Annotated in this window: 11 protein-coding genes; 5 read left to right on the plus strand and 6 right to left on the minus strand. The window is 70.5% G+C overall.

The annotated features are described in order from the left end of the window. The first annotated feature begins 320 nt into the window (after positions 1-320). Together V7Z97_RS01865 and V7Z97_RS01870 are read left to right on the plus strand one after the other, a co-directional pair. A complete protein-coding gene (locus V7Z97_RS01865; protein ID WP_334161041.1) occupies positions 321-902 on the plus strand; it encodes a TadE/TadG family type IV pilus assembly protein in 582 nt (193 codons plus the stop codon). Further along, the gene (locus tag V7Z97_RS01870; protein ID WP_334161042.1) at positions 896-1,420 is read left to right on the plus strand and encodes a TadE/TadG family type IV pilus assembly protein; all 525 of its coding nucleotides are present in this window, start codon (positions 896-898) and stop codon (positions 1,418-1,420) included. Before V7Z97_RS01865 ends, V7Z97_RS01870 begins: the two co-directional genes overlap by 7 nt. Here V7Z97_RS01870 and V7Z97_RS01875 read toward each other — a convergent pair. From V7Z97_RS01875 to V7Z97_RS01890, 4 genes are all read right to left on the minus strand, one after another. Further along, a complete protein-coding gene (locus V7Z97_RS01875) occupies positions 1,417-2,889 on the minus strand; it encodes an MFS transporter (RefSeq protein WP_334161043.1) in 1,473 nt (490 codons plus the stop codon). The two genes, V7Z97_RS01870 and V7Z97_RS01875, sit on opposite strands and share 4 nt — an antisense overlap. 60 nt (positions 2,890-2,949) lie before the next feature. After that, positions 2,950-4,122 carry a pyridoxal-phosphate-dependent aminotransferase family protein gene (locus V7Z97_RS01880; RefSeq protein ID WP_334161044.1) on the minus strand — a complete coding sequence of 391 codons (1,173 nt, stop codon included), beginning with the start codon at positions 4,120-4,122 and terminating at the stop codon, positions 2,950-2,952. 149 nt (positions 4,123-4,271) lie between these two features. Further along, entirely contained in the window at positions 4,272-5,048 is a 777-nt protein-coding gene (locus tag V7Z97_RS01885) for a tyrosine-protein phosphatase (RefSeq protein ID WP_334161045.1), read from the minus strand. Between the two features lie 64 nt (positions 5,049-5,112). Further along, the gene (locus V7Z97_RS01890) at positions 5,113-6,564 is read right to left on the minus strand and encodes an AMP nucleosidase (protein WP_334161047.1); all 1,452 of its coding nucleotides are present in this window, start codon (positions 6,562-6,564) and stop codon (positions 5,113-5,115) included. A gap of 117 nt (positions 6,565-6,681) precedes the next feature. Here V7Z97_RS01890 and V7Z97_RS01895 point away from each other — a divergent pair, with 117 nt between their 5' ends. After that, on the plus strand, positions 6,682-7,935 hold the full coding sequence (locus V7Z97_RS01895; RefSeq protein ID WP_334161048.1) for a dicarboxylate/amino acid:cation symporter: 1,254 nt from the start codon (positions 6,682-6,684) through the stop codon (positions 7,933-7,935). Between the two features lies 1 nt (position 7,936). Here the strand turns inward: V7Z97_RS01895 and V7Z97_RS01900 are convergent, their stop codons facing one another. Continuing rightward, positions 7,937-9,232 (minus strand): dicarboxylate/amino acid:cation symporter, encoded by a 1,296-nt coding sequence (locus tag V7Z97_RS01900; protein WP_334161050.1) that lies wholly within the window; start codon positions 9,230-9,232, stop codon positions 7,937-7,939. An 86-nt stretch (positions 9,233-9,318) separates the two neighbouring features. Here V7Z97_RS01900 and V7Z97_RS01905 point away from each other — a divergent pair, with 86 nt between their 5' ends. Together V7Z97_RS01905 and htpX are read left to right on the plus strand one after the other, a co-directional pair. After that, the gene (locus tag V7Z97_RS01905; protein WP_334161051.1) at positions 9,319-10,722 is read left to right on the plus strand and encodes a putative bifunctional diguanylate cyclase/phosphodiesterase; all 1,404 of its coding nucleotides are present in this window, start codon (positions 9,319-9,321) and stop codon (positions 10,720-10,722) included. 84 nt (positions 10,723-10,806) lie between these two features. Then, positions 10,807-11,760, plus strand: coding sequence for a zinc metalloprotease HtpX (gene htpX, locus V7Z97_RS01910; RefSeq protein ID WP_334161053.1), 954 nt, complete (start codon positions 10,807-10,809; stop codon positions 11,758-11,760). Between the two features lie 12 nt (positions 11,761-11,772). Here the strand turns inward: htpX and V7Z97_RS01915 are convergent, their stop codons facing one another. Further along, positions 11,773-12,690, minus strand: coding sequence for a hypothetical protein (locus tag V7Z97_RS01915; protein ID WP_334161054.1), 918 nt, complete (start codon positions 12,688-12,690; stop codon positions 11,773-11,775). Between the last annotated feature and the right edge of the window lie 87 nt (positions 12,691-12,777).

Genomic DNA, 12,777 nt, shown 5'->3' on the forward strand with positions numbered 1-12,777 from the left:
AGACATGACGTTAATTTCTGTTGTTGGTTTACTTTCGTTTACTAAAGACGGATTCCACCTCACGCGCCGGCGCTGCTGCAGCCCCCGACCGGACGGGTGAGCCTCTCGCGGAACATCCCCCGCGATCGGAGGAGCCGAGATCACCTGAGCTTGGCGGATCACCAGCACATGCGCAGTGGAGCGCCGATTTCCGGATATGGCGAATGGATATTCACTATTACTGGCGCTTTACCACGATCCATTCTGATCACGGGTCTCCGACTTAAATCTTGATTAGCCGCACCGGTGTAAATTCGCCTCTTCAACAGAGGTTCGAGGTCGTGCGCTCATTCCACCATACTTGCCTGCGAGCGGCCGCTGCGCGCTTCGCGCGCGCCGAGCGCGGCGCGACGGCGGTGGAGTTCTCGCTGATCAGCATCCCGTTCCTGATGCTGATCTTCGGCGTCATCGAACTGGCCATGGTGTTCATGGTCACGACGACGCTCGAGACCGCCACCGAGCATGCCGCGCGCCAGATCCGCACCGGGTCGTTCCAGACCAGCGCCGCCAACACCAAGGCCGACTTCAAGGCCCTGGTCTGCAGTGGAATGACCTGGCTTGCGGATTCCTGCGCGGCGAACCTGCACATCGACGTGCGCACCTTCGGCAGCTTCGGCAGCCTGGCGACGACCCCGCCGCAGGCGGGCTCGACGTTCGACCCGGCCACCACCTGCTGGTCGCCGGGCCAACCCTCCGACATCGTGCTCGTGCGGACCTACTACCAGTGGCGGCTGTTCACCCCGCTGCTCGACCGGGCCCTGGAGAACATGGGCGGCGGCTCGGGCATGCGCCTGCTGTCCACAGCCACCGCATTCCGCAACGAGCCCTACAGCGACGATCCTCCGGGAGGCGCGGCATGCTGAGGTCCTTCGGCGCCGACCGGCGCGGGGTGGCGGCCATCGAGTTCGCCCTCATCGCCCCGGTCATGATCCTGCTCTACCTCGGCCTGGCCGAACTGACCCTGGCCATGATGGCCGAGCGGCGCGCAAGCCACGCCGCCTCGGTCGTCGCGGACCTCGTGGCCCAGTCCAGCCAGATGAACGCCACACAGATGACGGACGTCTTCCAGGTGGGCGACGCCATCCTCGCCCCCTTCCCCGCCTCGACGCTCAAGATGCGGGTCAGCAGCGTGAAGGCCGACGCGAACGCCGTGCCGAAGGTGGTCTGGAGCCGGGGCGACGGCATGACGGCCCTGGGGGCCGGGGCGACCGCCACCGCCGTGCCCGCCAACCTCCTGGCCTCGGGCGACAGCGTGGTCATGGCCGAGGTGAGCTACACTTGGGACTCGCCGCTCAAGAAGACGCTCCCGAACGCCCTCACCTTCCGGCAGACCTTCTTCCTGAAGCCCCGGAAGTCGCCGGAGGTGGTCTGGCTCGGCTAGCCGACCTGGGCGGTCGCCGCCACCTCGCGTCCGCCGCCGCGCACGAAGAACAGGGCCACAAGCCCCACGGCCAGCAACAGGTTGATGGTCGCGAAGCCGCCCTGCTGGGTGCCGGTCAGCCGGGTGCCGAGGTTCACCAGCGTCGGCGCCAGCCAGGCCGTCGCCACGCCCGACAGCGCATAGACGCCAAAGAAGGCGCCCGTCTGCTCCGCCGGCGTGATCCGCGTCAGCATCGTGCGGCTGGAGGCGTACTGGGCGGTGATGAAGACCGCATTCACGAAGCTGACGCCCACGAACACCAGGTCCGGCAGATGGCGGAACACCGGCCCGTTCCACAGTGGCGCGTGGGCCGCGGCGTCATAGGTCCAGAAGAACAGGATGCGGTCGGGCGCCATGCCGAGCAGGGCCACCAGGCCCAGGATGGTCATGGATATCTCGATCCGCAGCGCCGCCTTCGGCCCGAGCCCCGCGTCCATCCAGCGGGCCAGGAACCCGCCGAAGACCGCGAAGATGGAGAGCAGGATGCCGAAGGCCAGCATCTCCAGCGCGCCCCACTTCATCACCCCCACCGCATAGACCCCGGCGTAGATCAGGACGCCGTTCATCCCGTCGACGAAGAACATCCGCGACACCAGGTAGACGACCGCGTCGCGGTAGCGGCGCACGGTCTTCAGCATCCGCCCGAGCTCGGCCGCCCCGTCGGCCCAGGCCTTCCAGGTAGGGACCCCGGTCTTCGGCGCGTCGGGGGTGAAGAGGAAGAGCGGGATCGAGCCCAGAGCCAGCAGGGCGGCCGCCATCAGCGCCACCACCCTCTCCGGCTCATGCGTCGCCGGATCGAGGCCGAACAGCGGCGAAGCGGGCACAAAGGCCCAGTCGACCTTGCCCGGCAGGGCGAAGGCCCAGGCGGTGAAGGCCAGCGCGACCACGGAGAACAGGTTGCCGAGAGACAGGGCCAGGCCCGAGGCCTTGTGGGCGGCGCCCAGCCCCGCGGCGCGGATCAGCAGCGAATTGTGCAGCACCTCGGCGTAGACGAAGAGCACCCGGGCGCCGATCACCAGGAAAGCCAGGCTCGTCAGGCTCAGGGGCCCGCCCGGCTTCGCCCACCAGAGCGCCGCGATCATCGGGACCATCAGCCCGACCACTAGGCCCAGCCAGCCCTTCCGCGGCCCCAGCTTGTCGATGGAGGCCCCGAGGAAGGGGGCGGTGACCACGACGATCCAGCCGATGATCTGGTCCCAGCGGGAGATCATCTCCTGGCCCCGGACCGGGTCGCCCACCAGCACGGAGGCGACGTAGGGCATGAAGATGTAGATGGTGACGAGGATGATGAACGGATCGCGCCCGCCCTGGTGGATCGACCAGGCCAGCCCCCCGCGGTTCAGCCGGCCGTCGCCGCCCAGGGCGGCGATCACCGGCGGCTCCACGACGGCCGCCGGCCCATCGGCGTCGAGCGATCTGGAGTCGGTCACCTGTTCCCCCTTCGCCGCGTCTGAAGCGCGGCTTTGAAGGGAACGTTAGACGCCGTGGGGTCAGCCCGCCAGCTTCGCGTCCGCGGCGGCGAGAGCGGCGGCGGTGTCGACCTTTCGGCCCTGCGCCGTCAGAGCTTCGCAGAGGGCGGTCAGGCAGATGCGGACGTGCCAGGGCGTGGCCGAGGCGCCCATGAGGCCGATCCGCCAGATCTGACCCTTCAGCGGGCCAAGCCCGGCCCCGAGCTCCAGATCCCACTTCGCTAGCGCATGCGCCCGCACCGCGGCCTCGTCGATCCCGTCGGGAACCCGCACCGCGTTGAGCTGCGGGAGGCGGTGCGGCTCGGCCACGAGCAGCTCCAGTCCCGCGGCCTCGAGGCCCGCCACCAGCGCCTCGTGCATCCGGGCGTGGCGCACGAGGGCCGCCTGCTGACCCTCCTCGAACAGCATCACGAGGCTCTCGTGCAGGCCGTAGAGGGCGTTGATCGGGGCGGTGTGGTGATAGGTCCGGCCGCCCTCCCCGCCCCAGTAGCTCATCAGCAGGTTGAAGTCGCAGAGCCAGTTGCGGACCTTCTCCTTGCGTCCGCTGATCGCCGCCTGCGCGCGTTTCGAGAGCGCGATGGGAGAGAGGCCCGGCGGGGCGGAAAGGCACTTCTGGGTTCCGGAGTAGATCACGTCCGCGTCCCAGGCGGCGGCGTCGACGGTGATCCCGCCCAACGAGGTCACACAGTCCACGATGGAGAGCGCTCCGTGGCGCCGGGCGATCCCGCACAGGGTGGCCGCATCACTTCGCGCGCCGGTCGAGGTCTCCGCATGCACGAAGGCCAGGACCTTGGCCGGCGCCTCCGCAAGGGCCGCCTCCACGCGGGCCGGGTCCACCGGCTCGCCCCAGGCATGGTCGATGGTGACGACCTCGGCGCCGGCGCGTCCGGCCATGTCCGCCATGCGTCCGCCGAAGGCGCCGTTCACGGCGATCACCGCCCGGTCGCCGGGCTCCAGGAGGTTCATGATCGCCGCCTCCATCCCGGCGGTGCCGGGCGCGGGCAGCGGCACGCAGGCGTGGTCGGGGGCGTTGAACAGCCGCTGGAGGGCGGCCTTGATCTCCTCCATCAGCGCCTGGAACTCGGGATCCAGGTGGCCGATGGTCGGTCGGGCCAGCGCCTGCAGGACGCGGGGCGGGACGTCGGACGGGCCCGGCCCCATGAGGATCCGGCGGGGCGGCTGGAAGCTCTGCATCATCACTCCGTGAAACACGCCGAGGTGATTAGGCTCGACAAGGCCGCTGGGCAATTCTTGCGGCAGGCTTCTCCCAAGAGGTCTGTCCCTGAAGCGCCCGTCGCGGTTTGCGGAGGCCGCGGCGGGCGCGATCGCGTCCCGACGCCCGATTAGCCGAGGATCCGGTCGTGGATCCGCTCGCGCAGCGGCGCATCGAGCCCCAGCACCTCGTCCAGATAGCCGTCGAGCGAACCATGCTGCTCGCGCATGACGGCGAAGGCTGTCTGCATGTATTCGGGCGCCACGCTCATGGCGACGCGCACCGCGCCCAGCGTCGGGAGGCGGCCGGTCTCCTCCCGGATCATCTCCTGCAGCACCGGGGCGCGGGCCTCGATGCGTTCCGGATCGTTGGTCAGGAGATAGTCCTCGACGATGTCGTCGTCGTGGACGCCCGCCAGGTGATGCGTGAGGGCGCAGATGATGCCCGTCCGGTCCTTGCCCGCGGCGCAGTGAACCAGGATCGGTCCCTCGGTCTGGGCCACGGCCTCGAAGTACCGCCGGTAGAGGTCGATATGGCGCGCTTCGTGCGGCAGAGCCCGGTAGTAGGCCATCATGTAGTCGTGGAAGGAGCCCTCACTCAGGTCGGATTCCTTGAGGAACTCGTGCCAGGGGTCGGCGCGATCCTGGCCGATGTCGTTCTGCACCACCTGGGCCGAGAAGCCCTCCCACCGCCGGCAGGGATCGCGCTCGCGTTCGTTGGATCGCCTCAGGTCGACGATCACCGCAAGGCCCAGGCTCGCCAGCTTCTCGAGGTCGCCGTCGGTCGCCCGCGCCTGGTGCGCAGAGCGGTAGAGCCGGCCCCGCCTGAGCCGCCGCGTTCCCGCGGCGTAGTCCCCGAAGTCGCGGAAGTTGTCGATGCCCTCGAAGGCGATGCGGCGGCTGGTCATGGGCTCGGTCTAGCGGGCTTGGACGGCGGAATGAAGACGCAGAAGCGCCTCGCCTCGCCGATCATCACCGGAACGGCGGTTCGTCGAAGCTGCGCAGCTTCCGGGAGTGCAGCCGCGCGCCCTCCTGGCGGAGCAGGTCCACCGTGGCGATGCCGATCTGCAGGTGCTGGCCGATGGCCCGTTCATAGAAGGCGTTGGCCTGTCCCGGCAGCTTAATCTCGCCGTGCAGCGGCTTGTCCGAGACGCACAGCAGCGTCCCGTAGGGAACACGGAAGCGGTAACCCTGGGCGGCGATGGTGGCGCTCTCCATGTCGATCGCGACCGCCCGGCTCTGGTTGAACCGCAGCGCGCTGGAGGAGTAGCGGAGTTCCCAGTTGCGGTCGTCGGTGGTGACCACCGTGCCGGTCCGCAGGCGGCGCTTGAGAATCTCGCCGGTCTCTCCGGTGACGGTCTCGGCGGCGCGGTTGAGGGCGACCTGCACCTCGGCGATCGGCGGGATCGGAATCTCCGGCGGCAGCACGCCGTCCAGCACGTGGTCATCACGCAGGTAGGCATGCGCCAGGACGTAGTCGCCGATGGTCTGGGAGCCCCTCAGGCCGCCACAGTGGCCGATCATCAGCCAGGCCTGGGGTCGGAGCACCGCCAGATGGTCGCAGACGGTCTTTGCGTTGGAGGGGCCCACACCGATGTTGATCAGGCTGATCCCCGCCCGTCCCTCGGCCATCAGGTGGTAGCCGGGCATCTGGTGCTTGCGCCAGGCGGCCGCCGAGATGACCCCTTGCGGGTCCTGCGTGTCGCGCGTGACTCGCACGTGGCCCGCCGCCGACAGCGCCGTGTAGGGCGTGTCGCCCTTCAGCTGCTCCAGCGCCCAGCGGACGAACTCGTCCACATAGCGATGGTAGTTGGTGAACAGGATGAACTGCTGCACGTGCTCGGCCGGCGTGCCGAGATAGTGGGCGAGTCTGGCGAGGGAGAAGTCGGTGCGGAGGCCGTCGAACAGCGCCAGCGGTCGCGGCGCGTCCGGATGGACCATCCAGGCGCCGTCGGCGATCTCGTCCCCGATGTGGGCGAGCTCCGTCGTGGGGAAGTAGCGGGCGATCTCGGCCGCGCCGACGTCGGCCAGCTCCAGGTCCTGGGCTCCGTCCAGCACATAGGGGAAGGGGATCTCCTGGTGCGAGCGCCCGACCTCCACCTCGATGTCGAAGTCCTGCATCAGAAGGCCGAGCTGCTCGACGAGATACTCCCGATAGAGCCGCGGCCGGGTGACGGTCACGGCATAGCGTCCCGGGTTGCCGATGCGCGCGAAGGCCCGGCTGATCCGTGGATAGGCCAGGCCGGGAGGCCAGGTCAGGCGCAGCTCCGGATAGGCGTAGGCGCCGGTGGTCCGCGCGTCCGGCGTGGGCGGCGGGCCGCCGCCGAGGAATCGCTTCAGGTCGCTCCGCAGGGCCTCGACGCTCCTGCGGTATTCGTCTTCCAGCCGATCAACGATGCCGGCTGCATCCATTCTCGTCGTCATCCGAGGCCTTATAGACGGCCCCGCTGACGGTTGCGAGACGGTCCGCTCGCCCCGGGATGGACGCCGCCGCGCTTCCCGGCCACAAAGGCGCCGACGCAAAACTTCCCCGGGACCTCAATGAACCGCGTTTTCACCTACTTCATCGTCGGCTCCATGGTGCTCGGCGTTCTGGTCGGCTGGCTGCTCAACCAGACGCTCCCGGCGGAACAGGCGGCCACCGTGGCCGACAACCTGTCGATCCTCACCGACGTCTTCCTGCGGCTGATCAAGATGATCATCGCCCCCCTGGTGTTCTCGACCCTGGTCGCCGGCATCGCGCACATGGGCGACGCCTCGGAGATCGGCCGGGTCGGGGTGAAGGCCATCGGCTGGTTCATCCTGGCCTCGATCGTCTCGCTGACCCTGGGCCTGGTCATGGTCCACCTGCTGCAGCCCGGCACGGGCATGTCGCTGGCCCTGCCGGCGGCGGACGCCGGCTCGACGGTGGACGTGGCCAAGTTCAGCCTCAAGGAGTTCGTCACCCACCTGGTGCCCGCCTCCATCGTCGATGCGATGGCCCGCAACGAGATCCTGCAGATCGTCGTGTTCTCGGTGTTCGTCGGCACGGCCGTGTCGGCGATCGACGACCGGGCGCCGGCGGTGCTGGCGCTCGTCGAGCAGGTCGCCGCGATCATGCTGAAAGTGACGGGGTACGTCATGCGCACGGCCCCTGTGGCGATCTTCGCGGCCTTGGCGGCGACGATTGCGGTGCAGGGGGTGGGGGTGCTGGCGACGTATGCGAAGTTCGTCGGCGGGTTCTACCTGTCGCTGGGGCTCTTGTGGGCGCTGCTGGTGGCGGCGCTGGTGGCGATCGTGGGGACGCGGGGGCTGAAGCTGATGACCGCGATCCGCCAGCCGACGCTGCTGGCGTTCAGCGTGGCCTCGTCGGAGGCCGCCTATCCGCGGACCCTGGAGGAGCTGCAGAAGTGGGGCGTCAGCCGCAAGGTGGCGAGCTTCGTCCTGCCGCTGGGCTATTCGTTCAACCTGGACGGCTCGATGATGTACTGCACCTTCGCGGTGCTGTTCATCGCCCAGATCTACGGCATCGAGCTCTCTATCGCCCAGCAGATCACCATGCTGGCGCTGCTGATGGTGACGTCCAAGGGCATGGCCGGCGTGCCGCGCGCCTCGCTGGTGGTGATCGCCGCCACCCTCACCTACTTCGGCCTGCCCGAAGAGGGCCTGCTGCTGATCCTGGCCGTCGACCACCTGCTCGACATGGGCCGCTCGGCCACCAACGTGGTCGGCAACTCGGTGGCCAGCGCCGTGGTCGCCAAGTGGGAGAAGCAGATCGAGCCGCCGCCCGAGGAGGCGCAGCCCGTGCGGGCCTGACCTAGACCGCCGGCCGGGCCCGGTAGGCCGCCTCGTCCAGCTCGCCCTCCCAGCGGGCGACGGTGACGGCCACGGCCAGGTCGGCGGTGTTGTTGGGCACGGTCCGGGTCATGTCGAGCAGCCGGTCGAACGGCAGCACGAAGCCCACCACCAGGGCCGTCTGCTCCGGCGAGACACCGAGGGTGGAGAGCACCGCGGCGAGCATGAACAGCGAGGCCGACGGCACCGGCGCCGAGCCCACCGCCACCAACACCGTGGTCATGCCGGCCAGCAGCACCTGCGGCAGGGTCAGCTCGATCCCGAAGGCCTGCACCGCGAACATCGACAGGATGCCCAGGTAGAGCGCCGTGCCGTCCATCGAGACGGTCGTGCCGATCGGCAGGGCGGTGGAGGCCACGGTGTGGCTGACGCCCAGGTTCTCCTTCGCCACCCGCATCGCCACCGGCAGGGTGGCGGCCGAGGAGGAGGTGGTGAAGGCCACGATCACGGCGTCGGGGATGTCGCGGAAGAACGGGAAGACCGGCAGCCGGGCCACCAGCCTGAGCAGCAGCCCGTGCACGACCAGGGTCTGGATCAGGCAGCCGGTGAGGACCGCGCCGGCCAGCAGGGCCACGTGCTGGAACACCGAGAGGCCGACCGTCCCGGTCACCCAGGCGATCAGGGCGAAGACGCCGAAGGGCGCCGCCTCCATGACGATCTTCGTGACGAAGAGCATGAGCTGGACGCCGGCGTCGAACACCCGCCGCACGGGCTGCGCCGCCTCGCCCACCGCGATGATGGCGACGCCCAGCAGGATGGAGAAGAAGATCACCGCCAGCATGTCGCCGGCGGCGAGCGCGCCCAGCGGGTTGAGCGGCACGATGTTCATGAGCTGCTGGCCGACCGGGGGGGCCTCCGCCACCGGGCGCGCGGTGACACCGCTGAAGTCGATCCCGGCGCCCGGCCGGAACAGCGCGCCAAGCCCCTGGCCCAGGCCCACGGCCACGGCGGTGGTGCCGAGGTAGAGCAGCAGCGTCCGGCCGCCGATGGAGCCCAGCCGACGGGGGTCGCCCATGGCGGCCACGCCGGAGACGATGGAGACGAAGACCAGGGGCACCACCACCATGCGGATCAGGCGGATGAACAGGTCGCCCACCCACTTGATGGACTCCGCCGCGTCCCCCAGCACGACGCCGGCGACGACGCCGAGGACCAGGGCGCCCAGGATGCGCCTCCAAAGGGCCACGCCGAACCACCAGCGGCTGAGCCGTCCGCGGCGGGCCGCCGCAACCGGCGGGTCATCTTGGGCTGGGGCCATGCAAAGCTCCGTTATCCATGTCGCTTAACGCGGGGTTCGCCCCGTTGGACCACTATGCCGCCTTCGATCCCGAGGCGTCCCGCCCCTTGTCCGAGCATCCTGACATCCTGGCCGAGCTGACGGCCCGTGTGGCCGAGCTGGAAGCCGAGCGCGCCCGGACGCTGCGGCTCGCGCAGACCGATTCCCTGACCGGCCTGGTCAACCGGGGCGCCTTCACCGCCGCTCTGGCCGAGCGGCTGGAGGCGGCCCGGGCCGACGGCGAGGCCCTGGCCCTGTTCGTCATCGACCTCGACCGCTTCAAGCACTTGAACGACACGCTCGGCCACCACGCCGGTGACCTGCTGCTGGCCGAGATGGGGGCGCGGCTGCGCGCCGCCGCCGGACCGGGCGAGTTGGCCGCGCGGCTGGGCGGCGACGAGTTCGCCCTGATCGCTCCAGCCGCCGACGTGCCGAAGCGCGCCCACGAGCTGGTGAGCGCGCTCTCCCAGCCGCATTCGATCTACGGCCGGGCGGTGGCGCCGGGCGCCTCGGTGGGCGTGGCGGTGTTCCCCACCGACGCCGCAGACCTGGCCGACCTGCAGCGCTTCGCCGACCAGGCCCTGTACCGGGTGAAGACCCGCGGCGGACGCCGCTGGAGCGCATTCGACGCCGAACTGCGGGCCGAGAACGAGCGGCGCCGCACCCTGGAGGCGGAGCTGCGCCGGGCCATTCCCGCAGGCGAGATCGAGCCCTGGTTCCAGCCGGTGGTGGACGCCGCCGGCGGCCGCATCGTCGGCGTCGAGGTGCTGGCCCGCTGGCGTCATCCCGAGCAGGGCCTGCTGGCGCCCGGCGCCTTCGTGCCGGTCGCCGAGGAGCTGGGCCTGATCGGCCGCATCGACGAGGCGGTGTTCGAGGCCGCCTGCCGGCACGCCGCCCCCTGGGTGGCCGACGGCCTGATCGAGCACGTCTCGTGCAATGTCTCGCCACGAGACCTGATGGACCCGGCCTTCTCCCGCAAGCTGATCCGACGACTGGGCGAGACCGACCTGCCGGCCACCGCGCTGTCGGTGGAGATCACCGAGACCTTCCTGCTGCAGGACCTGGCGCTGTCGCGGCGCCACATCGAGCGGCTGGCGGCCAAGGGGGTGACCATCGCCCTCGACGACTTCGGCACCGGCTATTCCAACCTGCGCGCGCTCATGCACCTGCCGATCCAGACGGTGAAGCTGGACCGCAGCCTGATCAACGACGTGGCCAGCGACGCCCGCGTCTCGCGGCTGGTGGGCTCGATGCTGCACGCCGCCCGGGCGCTGGGCGTCTCCATCGTCGCCGAAGGGGTCGAGGACCCGGCGCAGGCCATCTTCCTGCGCGCCGCCGGCTGCGACCGGATGCAGGGCTACCTGTTCGCGAGGCCGATGCCGGCGGACGAGATGGACGCCCAGCTGCGGGCGGAGAACGCGGGCGGGGCCGAGATCCGGCCGCCGGCCCTGCCGCGGCGGGCGCGGGGGTGACACCCCGGGGCGGCGCTTAAACGCGGCGCTTCGAATCCCCATATCCAGCCCAGGGGCATGAGGCCCCAAGAGACCAAAGGACCGATGCGCAACCATCTTCGCACCTTCATGCTGCTGGCCGCCCTCACCGCCCTGTTCGTGGGCGCGGGCTACATGGTCGGCGGGACCACCGGGATGGCGATCGCCTTCCTGCTGGCGGCCGGCATGAACCTGGTCAGCTACTGGAACGCCGACAAGATCGTGCTCTCCATGTACCGGGCGAAGGAGGTGGACGAGAGCCACCCCGAGCCGCTGGTGCGCAACTACGTCACCGACACCCTGGAGCTGGCGGCCCGCGCCGGGCTGCCGCGGCCGAAGATCTACGTCATCGACCAGGACCAGCCCAACGCCTTCGCCACCGGCCGCGACCCGGCCCACGCCGCCGTCGCCGCGACGCGGGGGCTGCTGGGCATGCTGGACCGGCGCGAGATCCGCGGCGTGATGGCCCACGAGCTGGCGCACGTGAAGAACCGCGACACGCTGACGATGACGATCACGGCGACCATCGCCGGCGCCATCGGCATGCTGGCCAACTTCGCCTTCCTGTTCGGCGGCCGCGACGAGAACGGCCGGCCCACCGGCATGGTCGGCGCCCTGGCGCTGATGATCCTCGGCCCGATCGCCGCGGCCCTGGTGCAGATGGCGATCAGCCGCCACCGCGAGTACGAGGCCGACGCCGAAGGGGCGGCGATCTCCGGCGACCCGCACGCTCTGGCCTCCGCCCTGCAGAAGATCGAGGCCTACGCCAAGGGCGGCTACTTCAACCCCGACGCCGAGCGCAATCCGGCCACCGCGCACATGTTCATCATCAACCCGCTGGCCGGCGGGCGCGGCGACAACCTGTTCTCCACCCACCCGGCGACCCACAACCGGGTCAGCGCGCTGATGGCGCTGGTGGGCCAGGGCGGGGCTCGTCCGATCGTCTCCGGCGGCCCGCGCCGCCGGGCGGCGACCGCGGTGCCGGTGACCGAGACACGCAAGGGCCCCTGGGGGTCCTAGGGCGCCGCCGCCTCACTCCAGGACGCCGCGATCGCGCCAGGTCTGGCCGGGCAGGCGGCTGAGCCGGCCCAGGCGCCGCTTCACCGCGGCGATGCGGCGGGCGGCCCGACCGGCGGTGTCGGGCGTGCAGTCCATGGCGATCTCGACCATCCGCTCGGCGAGCTCCAGCTCGCGGTCCCGGCAGGCCTGCTCGATGGCGTCGGCGAATTCCGGGCGGGTGCGCATCCAGGCATAGAGGGTGGCGCGGCAGGGCATGTCGCGACGCAGGCCGAGGCCCGCCAGGGAGGCGCCCTGGCGGATCCGGAGGGCCACCGCCTCGATCAGCTCGGGCGTACAGCGGGCGCGGCGGCGACCGACCGCGAGCGCGACCTTCATCTCCCGGTCGAAGTCGGCGTTCTCGGCCCGCCAGCGGGTGATCACCGCGCGGCACGGGAACTGCGGGTCGGCGACGAGCGCGGGCTCCAGCCCGCCGCCGCGGCCGACCCTCACCAGGATGCGGTCGGCGAGGGCGGGATCGAAGCGGCGGAAGCGCGCGTGGTTGCGGCGGCTGCGGTCGGCCCGCCGGTCGCCATGCAGCCGGTGCAGCTCCTCGGCTACGTGGGACTGGGTCGCGCGCCAGTAGGCGAACACCCGGCGGCTGGGCATGTCCGGCGCGGCGAGAACGTGGTGCAGCTTCTCACCCGCCCGGACGCGGACGAGCACCGCCTCGGCTCGCGCCTCGTCGAACATGTAGCGGCGGCGCCAGGCGCCCTGGAGGCGAGCGACCCGGAGCTGCTCGGCGACGGCGGGGTCGGCGCGCGCCCAGAGCCGGACCGTGAAATAGCTGGGCATGTGGGGCGCGGCGCAGACGGACATCATCGTCTCGCCCGCGGCGACCCGCTCGAGCAGCTCGGCCCGCAGGGCCTGGGGGTTCGGGTAGGCGAAGGGCATGGCGCGAGGATAGCGCCGAGGCGGCCTGGACAACGAACATTTCGCAAACAAATCCGCCGCCGGGACGGCGCGCCTACGCGTTTCCCC

Origin of the sequence: Phenylobacterium sp. (genome assembly GCF_036821595.1) — a bacterium.
GTDB lineage: Bacteria > Pseudomonadota > Alphaproteobacteria > Caulobacterales > Caulobacteraceae > Phenylobacterium.

What these genes read in the sequence shown, in the direction of transcription:
- V7Z97_RS01870 (WP_334161042.1), top strand. Translation starts at nt 896, where the DNA reads ATGCTGAGGTCCTTCGGCGCCGACCGGCGCGGGGTGGCGGCCATCGAG.
- V7Z97_RS01880 (WP_334161044.1), bottom strand. Translation starts at nt 4,122, where the DNA reads ATGCAGAGCTTCCAGCCGCCCCGCCGGATCCTCATGGGGCCGGGCCCG.
- V7Z97_RS01885 (WP_334161045.1), bottom strand. Translation starts at nt 5,048, where the DNA reads ATGACCAGCCGCCGCATCGCCTTCGAGGGCATCGACAACTTCCGCGAC.
- V7Z97_RS01890 (WP_334161047.1), bottom strand. Translation starts at nt 6,564, where the DNA reads ATGACGACGAGAATGGATGCAGCCGGCATCGTTGATCGGCTGGAAGAC.
- V7Z97_RS01895 (WP_334161048.1), top strand. Translation starts at nt 6,682, where the DNA reads ATGAACCGCGTTTTCACCTACTTCATCGTCGGCTCCATGGTGCTCGGC.
- V7Z97_RS01900 (WP_334161050.1), bottom strand. Translation starts at nt 9,232, where the DNA reads ATGGCCCCAGCCCAAGATGACCCGCCGGTTGCGGCGGCCCGCCGCGGA.
- htpX (WP_334161053.1), top strand. Translation starts at nt 10,807, where the DNA reads ATGCGCAACCATCTTCGCACCTTCATGCTGCTGGCCGCCCTCACCGCC.
- V7Z97_RS01915 (WP_334161054.1), bottom strand. Translation starts at nt 12,690, where the DNA reads ATGCCCTTCGCCTACCCGAACCCCCAGGCCCTGCGGGCCGAGCTGCTC.